17 protein-coding genes are annotated in these 19,659 nt (G+C 62.2%); 4 read left to right on the top strand and 13 right to left on the bottom strand.

What is annotated here, in order from left to right; translation table 11 throughout:
- Positions 1 to 141 precede the first annotated feature (141 nt).
- Positions 142 to 1,551, top strand: a complete 1,410-nt coding sequence (gene glnA, locus JKV55_RS00375; RefSeq protein WP_202081736.1) for a glutamate--ammonia ligase — start codon at positions 142 to 144, stop codon at positions 1,549 to 1,551.
- A 73-nt stretch (positions 1,552 to 1,624) separates the two neighbouring features.
- On the opposite strand, the gene JKV55_RS00370 is transcribed toward glnA, so the two are convergent.
- The 3 genes from JKV55_RS00370 to slyA are packed head-to-tail and all read right to left on the bottom strand — an operon-like array spanning position 1,625 to position 4,066.
- Positions 1,625 to 2,638: a DUF2955 domain-containing protein gene (locus JKV55_RS00370; RefSeq protein WP_202081734.1), complete on the bottom strand. Its 1,014-nt coding sequence runs from the start codon at positions 2,636 to 2,638 to the stop codon at positions 1,625 to 1,627.
- 8 nt (positions 2,639 to 2,646) lie between these two features.
- Entirely contained in the window at positions 2,647 to 3,615 is a 969-nt protein-coding gene (locus JKV55_RS00365) for an HlyD family secretion protein (RefSeq protein WP_202081732.1), read from the bottom strand.
- 4 nt (positions 3,616 to 3,619) lie between these two features.
- Positions 3,620 to 4,066: a transcriptional regulator SlyA gene (gene slyA / locus JKV55_RS00360; RefSeq protein WP_202081730.1), complete on the bottom strand. Its 447-nt coding sequence runs from the start codon at positions 4,064 to 4,066 to the stop codon at positions 3,620 to 3,622.
- Between the two features lie 246 nt (positions 4,067 to 4,312).
- Between slyA and glnL the strand changes: the two genes are divergently transcribed.
- From glnL to add, 3 genes are all read left to right on the top strand, one after another.
- Positions 4,313 to 5,362 carry a nitrogen regulation protein NR(II) gene (gene glnL / locus JKV55_RS00355; protein ID WP_237332579.1) on the top strand — a complete coding sequence of 350 codons (1,050 nt, stop codon included), beginning with the start codon at positions 4,313 to 4,315 and terminating at the stop codon, positions 5,360 to 5,362.
- 9 nt (positions 5,363 to 5,371) lie between these two features.
- Positions 5,372 to 6,799 (top strand): nitrogen regulation protein NR(I), encoded by a 1,428-nt coding sequence (gene glnG, locus JKV55_RS00350; RefSeq protein ID WP_202081727.1) that lies wholly within the window; start codon positions 5,372 to 5,374, stop codon positions 6,797 to 6,799.
- Between the two features lie 72 nt (positions 6,800 to 6,871).
- The gene (gene add / locus JKV55_RS00345) at positions 6,872 to 7,876 is read left to right on the top strand and encodes an adenosine deaminase (protein WP_202081725.1); all 1,005 of its coding nucleotides are present in this window, start codon (positions 6,872 to 6,874) and stop codon (positions 7,874 to 7,876) included.
- 130 nt (positions 7,877 to 8,006) lie between these two features.
- Here the strand turns inward: add and JKV55_RS00340 are convergent, their stop codons facing one another.
- The 10 genes from JKV55_RS00340 to JKV55_RS00295 form a co-directional block, all read right to left on the bottom strand.
- On the bottom strand, positions 8,007 to 8,639 hold the full coding sequence (locus JKV55_RS00340) for a response regulator (RefSeq protein ID WP_202081723.1): 633 nt from the start codon (positions 8,637 to 8,639) through the stop codon (positions 8,007 to 8,009).
- 130 nt (positions 8,640 to 8,769) lie between these two features.
- Positions 8,770 to 9,387 carry a response regulator gene (locus tag JKV55_RS00335; protein WP_202081721.1) on the bottom strand — a complete coding sequence of 206 codons (618 nt, stop codon included), beginning with the start codon at positions 9,385 to 9,387 and terminating at the stop codon, positions 8,770 to 8,772.
- A gap of 5 nt (positions 9,388 to 9,392) precedes the next feature.
- Positions 9,393 to 11,858, bottom strand: coding sequence for a PAS domain-containing sensor histidine kinase (locus tag JKV55_RS00330; protein ID WP_202081719.1), 2,466 nt, complete (start codon positions 11,856 to 11,858; stop codon positions 9,393 to 9,395).
- Positions 11,859 to 12,001: 143 nt separating this feature from the next.
- Positions 12,002 to 12,190: a response regulator gene (locus tag JKV55_RS00325; protein ID WP_202081718.1), complete on the bottom strand. Its 189-nt coding sequence runs from the start codon at positions 12,188 to 12,190 to the stop codon at positions 12,002 to 12,004.
- An 80-nt stretch (positions 12,191 to 12,270) separates the two neighbouring features.
- Entirely contained in the window at positions 12,271 to 14,415 is a 2,145-nt protein-coding gene (locus JKV55_RS00320) for a putative bifunctional diguanylate cyclase/phosphodiesterase (protein ID WP_202081716.1), read from the bottom strand.
- Positions 14,416 to 14,748: 333 nt separating this feature from the next.
- A complete protein-coding gene (locus JKV55_RS00315) occupies positions 14,749 to 14,925 on the bottom strand; it encodes an EAL domain-containing protein (RefSeq protein WP_202081713.1) in 177 nt (58 codons plus the stop codon).
- Positions 14,926 to 15,083: 158 nt separating this feature from the next.
- Entirely contained in the window at positions 15,084 to 15,533 is a 450-nt protein-coding gene (locus tag JKV55_RS00310; protein WP_202081711.1) for a response regulator, read from the bottom strand.
- Positions 15,534 to 15,749: 216 nt separating this feature from the next.
- Entirely contained in the window at positions 15,750 to 16,481 is a 732-nt protein-coding gene (locus JKV55_RS00305) for a transporter substrate-binding domain-containing protein (RefSeq protein ID WP_202081709.1), read from the bottom strand.
- A 16-nt stretch (positions 16,482 to 16,497) separates the two neighbouring features.
- Entirely contained in the window at positions 16,498 to 18,039 is a 1,542-nt protein-coding gene (locus JKV55_RS00300; RefSeq protein WP_202081707.1) for a methyl-accepting chemotaxis protein, read from the bottom strand.
- Between the two features lie 39 nt (positions 18,040 to 18,078).
- Entirely contained in the window at positions 18,079 to 19,635 is a 1,557-nt protein-coding gene (locus tag JKV55_RS00295) for a methyl-accepting chemotaxis protein (RefSeq protein ID WP_202081705.1), read from the bottom strand.
- Between the last annotated feature and the right edge of the window lie 24 nt (positions 19,636 to 19,659).

Raw genomic sequence — 19,659 nt, 5'->3', positions numbered from 1 at the left:
GCCATCTGGCGGTGCCGTAGCAGGATAAAACATAACTGTGACAAGTGTTTGGCAATTTGGCACAGTTTTAGCTTTGTATTTTGGCAACTGATGAATTTGTTCATCAGACCCTAGGATGATTATTTTTGGAGGTCGAAATCCATGTCAGCAGAAAACGTACTGGCCATGATCAAGGAACACGATGTCAAATTCATCGATCTGCGTTTTACCGATACCAAGGGTAAAGAGCAGCACGTCAGTATCCCGGTCAACCAGATCAACGAAGATTTCTTTGAAGACGGCAAAATGTTCGATGGCTCCTCCATCGGCGGCTGGAAGACCATCAACGAGTCTGACATGGTGCTGATGCCGGATCCCTCCACCGCCGTGATGGACCCCTTCACCGAAGACGCCACCCTGAACATCCGCTGTGACGTGCTCGAGCCGTCCACCATGCAGGGCTACGACCGCGACCCGCGCTCCATCGCCCGCCGCGCCGAGGAATACCTGGTGTCCACCGGCATCGCCGACACCGTGCTGGTCGGCCCCGAGCCCGAATTCTTCATGTTCGACGACGTCCGCTTCCACACCGACATGTCCGGCAGCTTCTTCAAGATCGACGACGTAGAAGCCAAGTGGAACTCCGGCCGCGACTACGAGGAAGGCAACAAGGCCCACCGTCCGGGCGTGAAGGGCGGCTATTTCCCGGTTGCCCCGGTGGACTCTTCCCAGGACATCCGCTCCGCCATGTGTCTGATCATGGAAGAGATGGGCCTGGTGGTCGAAGCCCACCACCACGAGGTGGCCACCGCCGGTCAGAACGAAATCGCCTGTAAATACAATACCCTGACCCTGAAGGCCGACGAGATCCAGATCTACAAGTATGTGGTTCACAACGTGGCCCACGCCTTCAACAAGACCGCCACCTTCATGCCCAAGCCCCTGGTCGGCGACAACGGCTCCGGTATGCACGTGCACCAGTCCCTGGCCAAGAACGGTGAAAACCTGTTCGCCGGCGACCTGTACGGCGGCCTGTCCGAACTGGCCCTGTTCTACATCGGCGGTGTTATCAAGCACGCCCGTGCCCTGAACGCCATCACCAACCCGTCCACCAACTCCTACAAGCGTCTGGTGCCCGGCTACGAAGCCCCGGTCATGCTGGCCTACTCCGCCCGCAACCGCTCCGCGTCCATCCGTATCCCGCTGGTAGGTTCGCCCAAGGCCCGCCGTATCGAGACCCGTTTCCCGGATCCGGCCGCCAACCCCTACCTGGCCTTCGCCGCCCTGCTGATGGCCGGCCTGGACGGTATCCAGAACAAGATCCACCCGGGCGATGCCATGGACAAGGACCTGTACGATCTGCCGGCCGAAGAAGCCGCCGAGATCCCGACCGTGGCCACCTCTCTGGATCAGGCCCTGGACTGCCTGGACAAGGATCGCGAGTTCCTGACCCGTGGTGGCGTGTTCAGCGACGAGTTCATCGACGCCTACATCAAGCTGAAGCGCAAAGAGACCGAAGTGATCAACATGGCCGTGCATCCGCTGGAGTTCGACCTGTACTACTCCGTGTAAGCTTGAAGCGATAAGCTGAAAGCCAGAAGTGAAAGGCCCGGGAAACCGGGCCTTTTTTGTTTTTACTTCCGGCTTATAAAACCTGGTGCCGGGTGGCGGGAAACAGGTTGAGCAGCTTGTGCACCAAATAGATGCAGCACAGGGTCAGCAATATGGCCACCGTCATGGAGGTGAAGCGGTAGAGGGCGCTGAACATAAGATCGTGCTCGGGGGTCACATACTGGCCGAACAGGATGCCGATGGTGGTGAGGCCGGCGAAGCCGACGCCCGGCATCGGCTCCCGGACATGCAGCCGGGCGAACAGCATGGCGCAGATCCAGAATGCCAGCCCCAGCAGCAGCAGGTTGTGGTAATGGTCGTAGAGCAGCAGCTGGAACAGCATGCCCAGGGCGCAGCCGAGCAGGGTGCCGACACAGCGCTGGCGGCCGGACTGCACCGCCCCGGCGAAGCTCATGGGAAAAAGGATCAGCACCGTCGCCACCTGGGCCGAGAGGGAGTCCACCAGATCGACGCTCTGGAACACCACGAAGCTCAGGGTCGCCACAGTGGCGCCCAGCAGCGCCTGGTGGCGGATGATATTGTCGCTCTTGGCGGGCAGCGCCCTGGGCTGGGGCGGCGCCCGGTTGGGCAGCAGGCCGTAGGCCACATAGGCCAGCGCCACCGACAGCAGCGCGGCCACTATGTTGCTCGCCGCCATGTCCGCCAGATCGAACTGCCGGTAGCTGGCGAAGTGCAGCATGATGCTCAGGCTGACGCAGCCCGAGGCCCCGAACAACATCAGCGGCCCCCTGGCCATCAGCAGGAAACGTCCCAGGAAGAGGCAGAACACCACCACCGTATAGGCCGGCGGCCAGTGCCCGAGCAGGCCCGGCAACAGCATGATCTCCAGCGAGCTCAGCAGGGCCGAGCCGACGAACTGCAGCACCACGAAACGGTTCAGCACCGGCACCATGCCCAGCAGCAGCATGGGATAGACGGTAAAAAACACCCCGAAGTTCCAGCCCATCATCTTGGCCACCAGCATGCCGGCGGCGCTGCCGAAGGCGATGCGCAGGCAACCGCGCAGCCTGTCTCCGCTCAGTTCCATCGCTCCTCCTAGTAGAGATAGCGCAACTGGCTCACCAGCCACAGCTGGACCCGGGCCATGGTGCGGAACAGCCCGTTTTCGGTCGGGAACAGCTGCACCGTGGCCTTGGCACCGGTGGCCAGGGCCGGCAGGGGTTCCTCCAGGCCGATTTGTATGCGCAACCGCTGGGCATCCCGTACCCAGCGGTCCGAGTTCACCGGCTGGGCCAGTTGGCCATCGGCCGCCTGCTGGCCTTCCCGTACCCCGCTGTCGATGCTCTCGACATGGCCCCGGAACACCTCGCCCGGCAGGGCGTCGAACACTATGCCCACCGGGGTGCCGGCGGTCACGTGGCGCAGGCTCTTCTCGCGCAGATCCGCGGTCACCCAGGCCTGCTCCGACACCAGCGCCAACAATGGTCCGCCGGCCTGGGCATAGATGCCTTCCTTCAGTTGCAGGTTGCCGATGCGCCCCGCCACTTCCGCCCTCACCCGGGTGCGGGACAACGCCAGCCGCGCCTGGGCCCGGGCGTTTTCCGCCTGGCGCAGCCCGACCTCGGCCGCCCGCTCCCCCTGCCGGGCCTCCTGCAGCCGGGCCTCGGCCGACAGCAGGCCGCTGTGGGTCTGGGCCGCCAGGTTTTGCGCCTGCCCCAGTTGCTGCTCGAGCTGGGACTCGGCCACCCGCACCGCGGCCTGCTGCCGTTCCAGCCCGGTTTCTGCCAGGCCCAGGTCCAGCTCGGCCCGTTCCAGCGCCAGCCGGTAGTCGCTGTCGTCCAGCTCGAACAGCGGATCGCCGGCCGCCACCGGCTGGTTGCTCCCGACCCATACCCGGCTGACCTGGCCCGCCACCCGCGGCGCCACCGGCACCACATAGCGCTGCACCTGGGCCTGGGGCGTCATGGGGGCGTAGTTGTCGGCCAGCACGAAGTAGCCGAAAGCGAGGATGAAAATACCCAGGGCCACCCGGACCCAACGGCTGAAACTTTGCTCCGGCGTCACTGGCTTACCTCGTCGTTGCTGCGGATATGTCCATGCCGATCCCTTGCAGATTCTGGTTGAGATGTTCAATCATCCGGTTGAGCTCGCGGATTTCCTGCTCGCTGAGGCCGGCCAGCACCTGGCGGCGGCTGTCGTCCAGCACCTCGTCCATCTGTGCCAGCACCGGCCCGGCCGCAGGGGTGAGATAGACCCGCTTGCCCCGCCGATCGTCGGGGCAGGGCCGGCGCTCCACCAGCCCCTGTTGCTCCAGCCCGTCCAGGGTGCGCACCAGGGACGGGTGCTCCACCCCCACCCGCCGCGCCAGCTGATGCTGCAGTATTCCGTCTTCCAGCTTGAGGTGAGACAGGGTAATCCAGCGGCTCTGGGTCAGCCCCAGCGGCTTCAGCCGTTCGTCGTTCACCCAGCGCCATTGCCGCACCAGGCAGGCCAGCGCCATTCCCAAGGTGTTCATAAATCCCCCGCCCATTTAGTTAGCAAGCTAATTATGTTCTTGCTAATGATATTATTCAAGGCTATTCCGACGATTTGTCCAAGTAGGCAAGCTTTTTGCAGTGTCTAACAAGGCAAGCCTTGTTCCGCCTCGCACCGAAGCAGAGCAAGCCGGGCAGGACGCACCACCAAGCGGCAATGCGTGATGATCGGAGCTAGAATAAGTGCACCATATCGGTGCAAACGCCAAAAAGGGGGCAACAGGGTGTTGGAATCTCAGATAAGCACCAAAGCAATCATCGATAATCTGCTCACCGCCGTGCTGGTAGTGGATGGCAACCTGCTGGTGCACTTCGCCAACACCGCCGCCGAACAGTTGCTCACCCTGAGCAAGCGCCGGCTGCAGGAGGCACAGCTCGATCAGGTGGTGGAGGACATTTCCCTCGACACCCGCCGCATCAGGCGCTGCATCGAGAGCGAGCAGGGCTTTACCGACAGCGAAGTACAGCTGGTGATCGACGGCGCCCCGCGCTGGGTCGATGTCAGTGTCACCCCCTTCAGCCTGGAAGGCAGGACCATGGCGCTGATCGAGCTGCGCCTTATCGATCAGCAGAAGAAGATCAGCCAGGAGCTGCAACAGCGGGCCCAGCAGCAGGCGGCCCGGGAGCTGGTGCGCGGCCTGGCCCATGAGATCAAGAACCCCCTCGGCGGCCTGCGCGGCGCCGCCCAGCTGCTGGAACGGGAGCTGGCCCAGGAAGATCTCAAGGAATTCACCCAGCTGATCATCGCCCAGGCGGATCGGCTGCGCAACCTGGTGGACCGGTTGCTGGGCCCGCAGCGGCCCGGCCTGCGCCAGGTCACCAACCTGCACTCGGTGCTGGAGCAGGTGCGCCAGCTGGTGGCGATGGAAATCCCCCAGGACATCAAACTCAGCCGCGACTACGACCCCAGCATCCCCGACTTCGAGATGGATCCGGAGCAGTTGCAGCAGGCCTTTCTCAATATAGTGCGCAACGCGGCCGAGGCCCTGGGCGACAGGGGCCATATCCAGATCCGGACCCGCACCGCCTTCCAGGTGATGCTGCAGGGACGCCGCTACCGGCTGGCGGCCGAAATCCGCATCATCGACGACGGCCCCGGTATTCCCGAGCAGCTGCGCGATACCCTGTTTTACCCCATGGTCACCGGCCGCGAAGGCGGTACCGGCCTGGGCTTGTCCATCGCCCAGGATCTGATCCACCAACACAAGGGGCGGATCGAAAGCCAGAGCCGCCCCGGACGTACCGAATTTATTATCTATCTGCCGCTACGACGATAGGAGACATGTATGGCTGAACTGGTATGGATAGTCGATGACGACAGCTCTATCCGCTGGGTATTGGAGCGGGCACTGGGCCAGGCGGGCTTCCGCTGCCACAGTTTTGCCGACGGTGAAAGCGTGCTGGCCGCCCTGCCGCAGGGCAAGCCCAGCGTGGTGGTGTCCGATATCCGCATGGGCGGCATGGACGGCTTGACCCTGCTCAACGCTATCCACAAGCAGGCACCGCAGCTGCCGATCATCATCATGACCGCCCACTCCGACCTGGACAGCGCGGTCAGCGCCTACCAGCACGGTGCCTTCGAGTACCTGCCCAAACCCTTCGATATCGACGACGCCGTGGCCCTGGTGCAACGGGCCATGGCCCATATCAAGGAGAGCAAGAGCAAGGGCAAGGCGCCGGTCGCGGACAGCCTCAACACCCCCGAGATCATCGGCGAAGCCCAGGCCATGCAGGAGGTGTTCCGCGCCATCGGCCGCCTGGCCCGCTCCTCCATCTCGGTGCTGATCAACGGCCAGAGCGGCACCGGCAAGGAGCTGGTGGCCCACGCCCTGCACAAGCACAGCCCCCGGGCCCAGAATCCCTTTATCGCGCTGAACATGGCCGCCATCCCCAAGGATCTGATCGAATCGGAACTGTTCGGCCACGAGAAGGGGGCCTTTACCGGCGCCAACAGCATCCGCCAGGGTCGCTTCGAGCAGGCCGACGGCGGCACCCTCTTCCTCGACGAAATCGGCGACATGCCGCTGGATATCCAGACCCGGCTGCTGCGGGTGCTGGCCGATGGCCAGTTCTACCGGGTGGGCGGCCACCAGCCGATCAAGGTGGACGTGCGCATCATCGCCGCCACCCACCAGGATCTGGAGAAGAAGGTGGAGGACGGCGACTTCCGCGAAGACCTGTTCCACCGGCTCAACGTGATCCGCATCCATATGCCGGCGCTGAAAGACCGCCGCGAGGACGTGCCCAAGCTGGCCCGCCATTTTTTGATGCGCGCCGCCAAGGAGCTGGCGGTGGAAGCCAAGAGCCTGCACCCGGACACCCAGGTCTACCTGCAGTCCCTGTCCTGGCCGGGCAACGTGCGCCAGCTGGAGAACGTGTGTCGCTGGCTGACGGTGATGGCCTCGGGCCAGGAGGTGCTGATCGCCGACCTGCCGCCGGAGCTGATGCAGAAGGAGCGGGAGAAAGAAAAGGACGCCGGCAGCCAGGACTGGCGCCAGGCCTTGCAGGACTGGGCCCGGCAGTCCCTGGCCAAGGGCAAGCAGGACCTGCTGGCCGACGCCCAGCCCGAGTTCGAGCGCATCCTGCTCGACTGCGCCCTCGCCCACACCCAGGGCCACAAGCAGGAGGCGGCCCGGCTGCTGGGCTGGGGCCGCAATACCTTGACCCGAAAGTTAAAAGAGTTGCATGGTGACGACAGTCTGATAGAGGATTAGCATTTATCTCGATCCCTTGGCCATCGCCGGTGTCCGCCCCGGCGATGGCCCAGACCAGAAAAGGAAGATGCCATGATAGATCCCAGCCTGCCCCTGCTCGACCTGCACCGCCACCTGGACGGCAACATCCGGCCCGCCACCATACTGGACCTGGGCCAGGCCTTCGGCATGGTGCTGCCCGCCACCACCCTGGAAGGGCTGCGCCCCCATGTGCAGGTGCTGGACAACGCCCCGGATCTGGTGTCCTTCCTCGCCAAGCTGGACTGGGGCGTCAAGGTGCTGGGCAGCTACGACGCCTGCCGCCGGGTGGCCTACGAGAACGTCGAAGATCTGCAACTGGCCGGCATCGACTACGCCGAGCTGCGCTTCAGCCCCGGCTACATGGCCATGAACCATAACCTGGATCCCCAGGGGGTAGTGGAAGCGGTGATCGACGGGGTGGCCGCCGGCCGGCGCGACTTCGGCATACCGGTGAAACTGATCGGCATCATGAGCCGCACCTTCGGCCAGGCCGCCTGCGAGCGGGAACTGGCCGCCTGCCTGGCCCACAGAGACAAGCTGGTGGCCATGGACCTGGCCGGTGACGAGCTGGGCTTTCCCGGCGAGCTGTTCAACGACCACTTCAAACGGGTAAGGGACGCCGGTCTGCACATCACGGTGCACGCCGGCGAGGCGGCCGGCAGCGACAGCATCTGGCAGGCCATCCAGACCCTGGGCGCCGAGCGCATCGGCCACGGCGTCAAGGCGGTGGAAGACGAACGCCTGCTCGACTACCTGGCCGAGCACCGCATCGGCATCGAATCCTGCCTCACCTCCAACCTGCAGACCAGCACTGTGGCGGATATCGCCGCCCATCCCATCCACCGCTTCCTGGCAAAAGGCGTGCTCGCCTGCCTCAACACCGACGATCCGGCGGTGGAAGGCATAGAGCTGCGCCACGAATACACGGACGCGGCGGCCCGCGCCGGCCTCAGTGCCGCCCAGACCCGCCAGTGCCAGGAAAACGCCCTGCAGATGGCCTTTATCAGCCCCGAGGAAAAGGCCGCCCTGCTCACCGCCAGCGCCGAGCGGGAATAGGCCTACTGCCTACGCCGACTGACCACCTGAAATCGGGGACAGCATGCCATGCCCAATACCGCAGGAGATTTTCCTTACATGAGCCGCATAGCTCCTTGTGGGAGAAAAACATCTTGGAATCGGGTCTGAGTTATCCGACCAGCCCTTCGGCCACGCAATAACGGATCAGTTCGGCATTGTTGGCCATATTCATTTTCTTCATCAGGCGAGTCTTGTGGGTACTGACCGTCTTGTGGCTGATCACCAGCCGGGAGGCGATATCCTTCAGGCTGTGACCCTTGACCAACAGTTGCAGCACTTGCTGCTCCCGGTCGGTAAGCCGTTCATGGAGAATAGGTGACAGGTCGGCGCTCATATCGAAGACGACATGCTCCGCCAGTTCGGGAGCGATGAAACGCCCCCCATCGGCCAGGCGGTGGATTGCCACCAGCAGTGTGTCCGGATCGCAGTCCTTGGTGAGGTAGCCGGACGCGCCCGCCTGCAGGGTACGCCGGACGATCTGCGGTTCATTGTGCATGCTGAGCACCAGTATCGGCAACGACGGATACCGGGAGCGAATACAATTGATCAGCTCCTCGCCGCTCAAGCCCGGCATGGAGACATCCAGCAACAGCAGATCGAAACATCCGCGCCGCAACAATTCCAGCACCTGGCCGCCGTCGGTCGCCTCGCCGGCCACCGTCAACCCGCCAGCCTCGGCAAACAGCTGCTTCAGTCCCTCCCGGACCAGGGTATGGTCCTCCGCCATCAACAATCGAATCATCCCGGTTCTCTCGCTCTCGTTATCGGTACTTAGTCTGACGCCAAGGCGTTCCATCGCCCGGGGCATGCGGGGTCGCTCCCATCATGCCTCAGGGCGCTTCCCGTCGCCAAGGTGCTCCGGCCAACCGCCCTCAAATACGGTTCCGAAATGCGAGGCGGATCAATTCGGCGTCGCTGTCGACCTCCAGCTTTTGCATCAGCCGGGCCTTGTGACTGCTGACCGTCTTGTGGCTGATCACCAGCCTGGCCGCGATATCGCGCAGACTGTGGCCCTCGACCAGCAGCCGCAGCACCTGCCGCTCACGCCTGCTGAGCCGCTCGAACAGCAACGACACCAGCTCCGACTGCGCCTCGAAGGCGATCCGTTCAGCCAGCGCCTGGCCGATGAAGCGTCCACCGGCCGCCACCTTACGCACCGCCGCCAGCAGCACCTCCGGCTCGCTGTCCTTCGTCAGGTAGCCGGCGGCCCCGGCCTTCAGCTTGCGCCGCACCACCCGAGGCTCGTCGTACATACTGAGCACCAGGATCGGCAGCTCCGGCAGGCGGCGGTGCACCCGCCGCATCAGTTCCTCGCCGCTCAGGCCCGGCATCGATACATCGAGCAGCAACAGATCGAACCCGCCGGGGCGCAACAGTTCCAGTACCCGGTCGCCGCTGCTCGCCTCGCCGGCCACGACGATATCCCGGGTACCGGAAAACAGTCGTTTCAGGCTCTCCCGAACCAGGGTATGGTCGTCGGCTATCAGCAACCGGATCAGGGCGTTCTCTCCGGCCGGCGAACCAGCGGTATCTCCAGTTGCAGCTGGGTGCCCCGCCGGGGCAGGCTGGAGACCACCAGTTCGCCCCCCAGCATCAGCGCGCGTTCCCGCATGCCGATAAGCCCATAGCCCGTCCTGCCGGCGGGATCGAAGCCGACACCGTCATCCCTGACGGTCAGCCGGCAGGCGTCCGCCAGCCGGTGCAAGCTGAGCTCGACCGCTTTGGCACCGGCATGGCGCGCCACATTGGTCAGCGATTCCTGGGCCACCCGGAAGACCCCGATCGAACGCTCCTCGTCCAGCTCGATCCCGTCGTCGACAGCCAGCCCGCAGCGGATGCCGGTGTTTCGGCTGAACTCGTCCGCCAGCCACTCCAACGCCGAGGAGATCCCCATGTCGAGGGCCGCCGGCCGCAACTCGGTGGCGATGGAGCGCACCGCACTTATGGTACGGTCGACCAGGCCCTTCATCTCCCCGATGCGCCTGGGCAATTCGGGGCTGCCCCCTCCGAACTGACGGCACGCCAGGTTCAGGTTCAGGCGCAGCGCGGTCAGCAGTTGCCCCAATTCGTCATGGACTTCCCTGGCGATGCGTTTGCGTTCGGCTTCCAGCTCCGCTTCACGGTGAGCGCGGGATTCGCGCAGTTGCCGGTCACTCTCCTTCAGGCAGGTGATATCCCGCCCGATCGCCAATACGCTCATGACACGTCCCTCGTCGTCACATTCTGGAACGAAACGGATCAGGTGCCATTGCCGGAGTGACTCGAAATGGAATTCCCGCTCGGACGGCAGGCCGCTGGCGACGGTCTCCCGGATACAGGCGGCGAAGCGGTCGAACATGGGCGCATTTGCCAGCACCTCGGCCGACGCTTTGCCCGCCACCTCTTCCAGCGAGACGCCCAGCCAACGGCACAGCGAAGGATTGAGATAGAGGATACGGCCGCTGTTGGCGTAACGCCCGATAAAATCGGGCGAGTTCTCCACCAGGGTACGCCACTGGCTCTCGGCTTCCTTGAGTGCCGTGATGTCGCGGCCCACGGCGAGGACAGAGGCGAGCTTTCCGTCCGGATCGAATTCCGGCACTAAGCTGAGATCGAAGAACCTCAGCCGGCCATCCGCCGCCACCCCCTGTATCTGAGCCCGAGCCTCGAGGCCGCTATCCAGCACCTGCTGCAGGTGGCGCCGATAGCTGTCACCCAAGTGCCCGGGCGCGGCCTCCGCCAGGCTCTTGCCGATAAGGCTTGCCGCCGGCACCCCCAGCCGCCGCTCGACAACCGGATTCACATAGAGCCTCCGCCCCCGACGATCGTAGCGCACCACCCCGTCCGGTGAATGCTCGACCAGGGCACGGAACTCCTGCTCCCGCTCAAGCAACAACCGCTCCGCCCGCTTGCGTTCGGTGATGTCGCGGATGATGCCGACGATACGGTGGATCCGGCCGTAAGCATCGTGCACCGGGATCAGCGTGTACTGGAAAAACCGCCGGCCGGCGGGCAGCTCGAGCTCGATCTCTTCGTCGACGACGGCGCCGGCGTCCACGCAGCGCCGGTACTTGGCATTGGCCTTGGCCGCAGCCTCCGCCGGTACCGTTTCATCGGTGGTCCTGCCGATCAACTGCTCCCGCGACATGCCCACGGCCCGCTCGAAGGCGGGGTTGACCGCCAGGTTGCGAAAACGGCCGTCTTCGGTCACCTCGAGCAGGAAGAGCGCATCCAGCGAATTGTCGAATATATCGCGGTAGCGCTGTTCGCTCTCCAGTTGGGCCTGCTCCAGCAACGCGCGTTCGGTGATATCCCGCGCCAGCGCCAAGCTGTACCGCTCCCCCTCATGCTCCAGGAACACACAGCTGAGCTCCACCGGCACCAAACGCCCGTCCCGGGTACGGTGCAGAGTTTTTATGGTGTCAATCGAATACCCAGGCTCCTGCTGACGCTGCCAGTTCTCCTCCAGCCACCGCTTCGAACAGTTGGGGTCTATATCGGGTACCGTCATGGCAAGCAGTTCGTCGCGGCCGTAACCCAGCACCCGGCAGGCCGCACCGTTGACATCCCGGATGCGCCCCCGGGCATCGATCAGGTACACCGCTTCCTGGATATGGTCGAGGGCGATATCGGCCAGCGTCAGGGCCGAGCCGTCCTGGATCTGCGACAGGAAGCCGAGCAACCGGCCACGGCCGTCGCGCAGTGGGGTGGTGATCGCCGTTACCGACAACACCTCGCCATCACGGTGCAGGTAACGCAGCAGTCGCTTGATGACACCGCCATCCTCGCCGGTCCTGGCGCACTCATCGACAAAGCTCGCCCTATCATCGGGGTGCAGCAGCACGGTCATATCACGCCCCGCCAGCTCGGCGGCGCCATAACCCAGCAGCCCGGCGAAGGCAGCGTTGCACTCGCCCACCCGGCATCCGTTGCCAAACACCACCATGCCCATCGGTGACTGTGCGAATATCGCCTGATACATCTACAGCCTCCCCGCCGCGGCGGCTCGACCCGCCCTCCCTGACACAACGCGAGAACACCAGCGCGACCGACGCCCGGCAGGTAACGCGGCAAGACACTCCCGCCAGCTTCTCTGACCGATCATTCTCCCTTGCCTGGCCGGGGTCAAGTTCTCTCCTCCCGTTGCCGGATCCCGCACAAACCGAGGATTTCCCCCGGGAACTCGTCAAGTGAGACCGCCCGCTCCACCGCGCTCCCCACAAGTTCAATGCCGGCATCCCGCTCCAGGCGCTCGGCCAGCACCATCCGCACCACGGCGGAATCGTCGACAATCTGAACCCTGTTTCGCGACATCGGGTTTTGTCTCCTGGTTGTTGCCGGCGCAAGGGGTCTGAACTGGGCAAACTCCCGTTCGCTGATAGGCTCCGCGTGCATCAAGGCTCCACCAAGGTTCCCGGCAGCGGTTGCTGCCTATATTGTTTGTACCAGGACACCAGTTGCTCCTCCGACAGCGGCTTGGCGAACAGATAGCCCTGGGCCAGGTGACAGCCTATCTGCTGCAGATAGGCCGCCTGCCCGGCAGTCTCCACCCCTTCGGCCACCAGCAGTATATGCAGGCTGCGGGCGAGGCTGACGATCCCCCGAACCAGCTTTTCGCTGCTCTCGTCCCGGCCGATGCCCTGGACGAAGGAACGGTCGATTTTGAGGATGTCGATCGGAAAGCGCGCCAGGTAGTTGAGCGCCGAATAGCCGGTGCCGAAATCGTCGATGGCCAGCTTCAGGCCGAGGTCGCGCAACTGCCCGAGCGTCGCGCGGGTTTCGTCGCGATCCTCCAGCAGCAGGTTCTCGGTGATCTCCAGTTCGAGCCACTCCGGCCGGCAGCCGGTTTCGGCCAGTATGGCCTGGATTTCCCCGGCTAGGTCATGCCCCAGGAACTGGCGCACGGACAGGTTGACGGCCACGGTGAAATCCGCCCAGCCGCCCCGGTTCCAGCGCACCGCGGCCTCGCAGGCGGTACGCAGCACCCAGCCACCGATCTCGACGATAATGCCCGTTTCCTCGGCGATGCGGATGAAGCGATCCGGCGTCAGCAGGCCCAGCGACGGGTGGCGCCAGCGCAGCAGTGCTTCGCAACCGGCGCTCCGCGCGCACAGCAGGTCGACCTTGGGCTGGTAATAGAGCTCCAGTTCCCCGCGTTCCACCACCTTGCGCAGCTCCGCCTCGAGCGACATCCGTTCGGTCAGGCCGGTGGTCAGCCCGCGTTCGTAGAAACCGTAGCCGTTACGGCCATTGTCCTTGACGTGGTGCAGAGCGGAATCGGCATACTTGATCAGGTCGTCGGCCGACAGGCTGTCGTCGGGATAGAGCGCGATGCCGATGCTGGCCGACACGACCAACTCGCGCCCCATCAACTGATAGGGCTCGTCGAACAGCTCGAGCACCGCACGGGCCCAACCGTTCAGCACCTCCCGGCCATCGAGATCCGGCAGCAGGATGGCAAATTCGTCCCCGCCCATGCGGGCGACGAAACCGCGGTCGCCAAGGTATTCCGACAAACGGCCTGCCGTCTCCTGCAACAGGGTGTCGCCGGCGATATGGCCGAGGCTGTCGTTGATCACCGTGAAGCGATCGAGGTCCAGCAGCAGCAGGCCGACCCAGCCCTCGCGGGTGTCGGCCTGGCTGAGGATCTGCCGCAGCCGGGTATAAAACTGCTCCCGGTTCGGCAATCCGCTGAGGGTGTCGTAATAGGCCAGACGATGGATATGGTGCCGATACCGGGCAGCCTCGGTGATATCGTGCCCCACCGAGAGCACGCTGACCACCTCGCCATCTTCATCGAACTCGGGCGTGAGCCTGATCAGGGTACAGTGCTCCGAGCCCTTGCTGTCCTGCCAGCGCAATTCGTGTTCGTCCGGCCCCCCTTGGGCGAGCACCGCCTGTATCGCGCCCTGATACGCCGCCATCGCCGGGCCGCCGGGATACTCCAGCGGAGTCTTGTCCAACAGCTCGGCCAAAGGTACCCCGGCTGAGCGAATGAATTCAGCATTGGCAAAAACACGCCGGCACTGCCGGTCGTAGCGGGCAATGGTGTAATGCGAACTCTCCACCGCCGCCCGGTATATCCGCTCATGCTTGTCCAGTTGCTCCTGCAACCTGCGCACATCGGTAATGTCGCGCCCGTGCAACAGCACGCGCCGATGGCCGGCGGCCGACGCGGCGAGCGGTGTCAGGCTAACCTCCAAATAGCGCCGTCCCTGCGGCAGCGCCAGTGTTGTCCGGTAGCTCCACGCCTCGCCGGATGCCAGGCAACGGGCCAGGCTGCCGAAAAACCAGTCTTGCCGGGACGGCGGCAGCAGTTGCTGCAGGCCACGGCCGAGCGCACGCTCCCGCGTCAGTCCCACGATGCGGGTGGCGGCGCCGTTCAGGGCGATCAACCGCATCTCCCGAACCGAGGGACCCTCGATCAGGCCGAGCGGGTCGGGCAGCCGTTCGAACGCCTCGGAGAGTAGCGTTTCCGAGAGTAACTGCTCCCCGAAAGCGGATGCCGGTAGCCCATGCCGTTCAATATCGTCCATCATGATGTCCTCTCCTGATTCCAGCGTTCGCGCCATACTGAGCGAGGGGGGGCGAGTTATCCAGGAGTGCAAGACAGCCTCAGAGGAGAGAGTGGCGGACTCCCCGGAAGCCACCCTGCGAAACCCTGCGGAGAAGCGGGTTCGCTACGGTGCAGCGCCAACCAACCACCGGGGAACCGCCAGTCTACTGTCGCAAAAACCGTTTTCCACCGCTATAGGGTATTGGCCCAATCTGGACTAAGGAAATCCCTACAACCACCTGGACCATACCGGCTTTTGTTTATTTTTCTCTCATGTTCCCGGCGCTTCTCCCAGCCTGCAGCGTCCTGGCCGAGATCAGCGGGCGAAACCGCAATCGATTTTCAACTCGTCGAAGGGGAAGTCACGCAAGTGCAACAGTGAAGCAAAGCCGCTTCCGAAATCATCGAGGGCAATGGATACATGCTGTTTGCGGCAACACGTCATCAAGGCAAGCATACAGACTTGCCCTGTTTTTCGTTCGCCGGCACTCATGAGCTCCTCCTGCCGGGCGCCCTGCTTCTGATAAAGGCGAGCCCGAGTGCCACCCTGCTACGGATGGACGGCAGAGAGTACCCCAACCTCCGTGTTGATGAATGGGCACTGCTCCGCCATGGCGTACAAGCCAAACCGTGACGGCAAAACGAGAGCAGTTATTTTTCCCCACGCCCAGGATCTTCTTGTACGTGCAGATCGGTTTCAGCAACGGGGCGCTTCGGCCGCGCCACCGCCTTGATGCCATCGATCAGTCTCCCGGCCTTCTCATGCAGGGAGCGTTCGTCGGGCCCGGAGAGCACGCTGACGGCGCCGGCGAACACCGCCTGGAGCACCATTTCGGCGCCCTTGCCGAGGTGCGGGGAGAAGAGGAGCACGGGGGTCGGGCGCACCGCCATCAGCTCTTCCAGGAAAGCGATGTCATCCATGCCAAGTGCCGCCATGTACAGCAGGATCACATCCGGCCACTCCCGCGCCATGCTCGCGAGGGCAAGCGTCGGCTCGGTTCCGGCCACCTCGAGCTCCCCATCCTCCGACAACAAGGCGGCAAGCGCTAACCTCGCCGCGGCGGAGTCATCCACAATCAGGACCTTGATTCTGCTCATCATTCCTTTACCTCGCCGTGGTTGCCGGCCGGGAGCTCCGCCACCCGCGGTAGAAGCAGGAAGGGGGAAACCGCCGTTCCATCGCGATGCAGGAGCCCCCTAGTCGGGAAAAACACCCATGCTCAACTTTCGCAAAAACCCCTTCCTGCCGCCATCGGGCGCCGGCCCAATCTGGCCTAAGGAAATCCCTACAACGGCCCGGTCGACATGAGGCGCAACTTACTTAATGCCATATTTGGCCAATATGGCATCGAATGTCCCATTCGACTTAATTTCCGCCAAACCTCTGTTATAGGCTTCGATATAAAGGGTCGAATTGGGGTTGGCCTTGCCCGAGGTGACATGAAGAGGATTCGTTGAAAGTGCGGTCGAGCTGAAAGCAAAATCCTGGCTTTCCAGACCGGCTTCTTTCATTGATGACAGCGCCACCAGTTTATCCTCGAGCGTCAGGTCGATACGCTGGGCCATAAGTTTCTTAAGATTCGACACCAGGTCATTCGCTTCAGGCTTGTTGAAGTTGGCGGCTGATAAAAACTCGTCACCGTAGCCATAACCACGCACAACGCCCACCGATTTGCCATTCAGGCTGCTTATGTCCGTGAACTCGAAACCATCATCGGCCCTCTTGATAAAACTGAGTTCATTTTCCAGATAGGATTCACTATAAACCAGATATTCCGTACGCTCTTGGGTAAACCAGGTTGCCGGCAACAAATCCAGCCGTCCTTTGCTGGTTTCCTCCAAGGCTCTCGACCAGGGCATAATTTTGAAGTCGACCTCCATGCCCTGGGTTTTCAAGGCGGCGGCCAATATCTCCACGGACACACCCGGCATCGCCTGGTCATCGGTGACAAATGGCGGCCATGGATCCTGTGCGGCCGTGACCGTATTGGCATGGCTGTTGGCCGACGCCATCCACATGGCTGCCATAACAATGAGTGTCCTTTTCATACCTTTCTCCTGTGATTTATATTTTGAACTTACTCATATGACCTTTAATGTTTGAACTCAACAGCAACACCTCCTGAGTGGTGGACGCATTGGCTTGCGCACTGCCTGTCAACTCATTACTGGCTTCCGACGCTTCCACAATCGCTTGGCTCACCTCCCGTATCGCTTCCCGCTGTTCTTCGGTCGCCTGGGATATCTGAGCGCTTTTATCCGCCATATCATCGATGGTCCGCTGGATAAGTCCCACGCTGACTTGCGATTCGGACACCCGACCGGCGGTCGCCTCCAGCAGCTTCGCAATTCGCAGGATTTCTTCTTCGACATTCCGGGTGGCGGCACCGAGTGAGCGAATATTGTTCTGGATCTCCTCCGTGGATTGGCTGGTTTTATGGGACAAACTTCTCACTTCATCCGCCACCACGGAAAAACCCCGGCCATGCTCCCCGGCCCTGGCGGCTTCTATCGCGGCATTCAGGGCCAACAGGTTGGTCTGTTCCGAGATATCGTTGATAACATTCACGACGGTGGAGATCTTGTTGCCTTCATCGAGCAACTTATGCATTTGTGCATTCACTTTCTCCATTTCCGCCCGCATGTTGACAATTTCCGCCGCCGAGTGCTCGATGGCACTGAAGACCGTTTCCACACTTTGGGCGGCGAGCAGCGATTGCGCTGCCGCGTCATTTGCCGATTCGGCGACGGTCGCGACCGACTGGCTCATCTGTGTCGCCACCGTGGCGACGGTAGACAGCGAGTTCTTTTGTAGCTCAATGCGCTCGGCATTCTGCCTAGCCATGCTGCCGCTTTGTTGGGCGCTCTCCTCCAGCCTCATCGACGCCTTGGTCACATCCATCACGATGGTCCGCAGAGAGGCCGTGAACTGATTGATGCTTTGTATAATGACCGAAAACTCCTGGTACCTGGGCGAAGGTATTACCTTGGACAGGTCTCCCTCGCCGCCGGCCAGGTCGCTTACCCATCCGGAAAGCCCATGTAAAGGCTGCAATATCGTCCTGGTTAACGCCAGGATCAGAAAGAAAATCAGCAACGCATCCAGCACGATAAGCTCGATAACACTACGCCATAGCATTCCCGTCAGAGACAGCGCCATATGAGATTCATCGTAATAGATCACCACCGAGCCGACATCGTTAAACTTGTTATATTCCTCAAACACCAGCGGCCGCTCCGATTGAAACAAGGCCTCATATTCAGGAATAGACCCGGACGCAACCTCTTCGACAACACTGCTCCCGGCGGAGGGCAGAGAAAGAAATAAAACAGGGCTGCCTTGCACATCCGTCACTTTAATGGCTCGGATATCCGGCAATTTAAGCTCAGCGGCAATCGCCAGTTTGGCCGCCTCCAGGTCGAAGTCCCATATGGCCTTAGGCAGGCTTTGGCTCATACGGGCATTGGCACTGTCAATCGATGCCAACAAGGCGTCGTTCAGCCGTTCCTTGGTCGACGCATAGTCGACATAGCTGGATATCCCCAAGATAAGGGATACCGTCATGAAGATTTGAACAACAAAAATTACCCTGGCGCTTTTCAACATCCCCTGCTCCACTGTGATTAAACCCGGCCCAACGACGCCTCAGACGTTGCTGAAAAACCTCACCAAGCTGTTCAGCTCTTTGCTCAGGTTCTCCAGTTGGCCACTCGCCACCGCAATGTCCGCACTCGCGCCGGCAGACACCTCGGCCGAGGCCCGCACCGTCGACACCCGTTCGTTGCTCTCCGCGGTGACCGCGGCCTGCTCTTCGGTGGTGGTCGCGATAAGCTCGCTCATCTGCTGGATATTGGATACCTGCCGGGTGATGACTTCCAACGCCGCGCCCGTCTCGCGGACCGCGGCCACGGATGCCTGGGTGTGCTCTACGCTTGCCTGCATGGTCGCCGTACTTTCGTCGGCAATGCCCTGAAGCCCCGCAATCAACTGCTCTATTTCATTCGACGAGCGCTGGGTCCGCTGGGCCAAATTTCGGACTTCATCCGCCACCACGGCAAATCCCCGGCCGGCGTCCCCCGCCCGGGCGGCCTCGATAGCGGCATTAAGCGCCAACAGGTTGGTCTGATCCGCGACTTCCTTGATCACGTTAAGGATACTGCCGATGCGCCCGCATTCTTGCTGCAGGCGCCCCATGAAATCCGCAGAACTCGCAATCTCCGAGGAGAGCGATTCAATCTGTGCGATGGCCCGCCGTGACAACGCCTGTGCATTGACGACCTCTCCGGCGGCGTTTTTAGCGGCCGTTGCGGTCTCCTCGGCGTTACGGGCCACGTCCTGCACCGTAGCGGCAATCTCGCCCATCGCCGAGGCAATCAAATATGTCTCACTCTTCTGGTCGTTGACTTGCCCCTGGGTCACGTCGGTAATGGTGGTTAACTGGGACGCGGAGGCAGTGAGTTCATGGGACGCCGACCCCATCTGAGCAACCACGTTGCGCAGGCTGGCGTTCATGGTGTCGAGGGAAGAGAGTAATGCGCCCAGTTCGTCCCTGCGCTCCTCTCCTCGTTGTTCCAATACCAAATCACCATCGGCTATTCGCTGGGCCATGTGAACCGCCTGTTTCAAGGGCAGGACAATCTGCCGGCTGATGACCACAGTCACTATTCCCCCCATGACCAAGGCCACCAGGGTAATGACGATAAGCAGGTAGAACACCTTGCTGGCCTGCTCGGCGGCTCGCTCTTCCTCGGCATAATACAATTCGTTGCTCTTGTCCTGGAGTGCCGAGAGCAACGCATTGGCGGCGAGCAGCTCGGCTCTTGTATGGGCGGCCGCCCTCACCTTCAAATAACGATCCAGGTCATTTTTCAAGCCTTTCAGGGCGGCAATATCCTGAGACGGCCACAGACCGGCGTCGGCGTCGACAAGCAACTGCTCGACGGCACCCTGGAAGTTTTTATGTCGCTGATTGCTCTCCTCCGCCCGCTGAGAGTCAGCATCCAGCGCATACTGGTAATTGGCCTCACGGGTAAACACTATCTCGTCGAACAGATTGCCGATTTGGGCAATACGTTTCAGCGTTACATCGTTATTATGTAACCCGTAAAGCCCGAACATAGACAGCAAGAGGACGAAGAACAACAGCAGCCCGAAACCGATGCAGAGCTTCAGGGTAATACTCAGGTTTTTAATGGTTGGCATATGCTTCCAAATTGCAAGAAATAC

It is taken from the genome of Zobellella iuensis, assembly GCF_016746085.1.
Classification (GTDB): Bacteria; Pseudomonadota; Gammaproteobacteria; order Enterobacterales; family Aeromonadaceae; genus Oceanimonas; species Oceanimonas iuensis.
The sequence above is the reverse complement of the archived record's forward strand: the minus strand, read 5'-3'. Positions and strand labels throughout refer to the sequence as shown.

Bases quoted from the DNA above. Each gene is read 5' to 3' on its own strand.
- glnA (WP_202081736.1), top strand. From the start codon at position 142: ATGTCAGCAGAAAACGTACTGGCCATGATCAAGGAACACGATGTCAAA.
- JKV55_RS00370 (WP_202081734.1), bottom strand. From the start codon at position 2,638: ATGGAACTGAGCGGAGACAGGCTGCGCGGTTGCCTGCGCATCGCCTTC.
- slyA (WP_202081730.1), bottom strand. From the start codon at position 4,066: ATGAACACCTTGGGAATGGCGCTGGCCTGCCTGGTGCGGCAATGGCGC.
- glnG (WP_202081727.1), top strand. From the start codon at position 5,372: ATGGCTGAACTGGTATGGATAGTCGATGACGACAGCTCTATCCGCTGG.
- add (WP_202081725.1), top strand. From the start codon at position 6,872: ATGATAGATCCCAGCCTGCCCCTGCTCGACCTGCACCGCCACCTGGAC.
- JKV55_RS00340 (WP_202081723.1), bottom strand. From the start codon at position 8,639: ATGATTCGATTGTTGATGGCGGAGGACCATACCCTGGTCCGGGAGGGA.
- JKV55_RS00330 (WP_202081719.1), bottom strand. From the start codon at position 11,858: ATGTATCAGGCGATATTCGCACAGTCACCGATGGGCATGGTGGTGTTT.
- JKV55_RS00325 (WP_202081718.1), bottom strand. From the start codon at position 12,190: ATGTCGCGAAACAGGGTTCAGATTGTCGACGATTCCGCCGTGGTGCGG.
- JKV55_RS00320 (WP_202081716.1), bottom strand. From the start codon at position 14,415: ATGATGGACGATATTGAACGGCATGGGCTACCGGCATCCGCTTTCGGG.
- JKV55_RS00315 (WP_202081713.1), bottom strand. From the start codon at position 14,925: ATGAGTGCCGGCGAACGAAAAACAGGGCAAGTCTGTATGCTTGCCTTG.
- JKV55_RS00310 (WP_202081711.1), bottom strand. From the start codon at position 15,533: ATGATGAGCAGAATCAAGGTCCTGATTGTGGATGACTCCGCCGCGGCG.
- JKV55_RS00305 (WP_202081709.1), bottom strand. From the start codon at position 16,481: ATGAAAAGGACACTCATTGTTATGGCAGCCATGTGGATGGCGTCGGCC.
- JKV55_RS00300 (WP_202081707.1), bottom strand. From the start codon at position 18,039: ATGTTGAAAAGCGCCAGGGTAATTTTTGTTGTTCAAATCTTCATGACG.
- JKV55_RS00295 (WP_202081705.1), bottom strand. From the start codon at position 19,635: ATGCCAACCATTAAAAACCTGAGTATTACCCTGAAGCTCTGCATCGGT.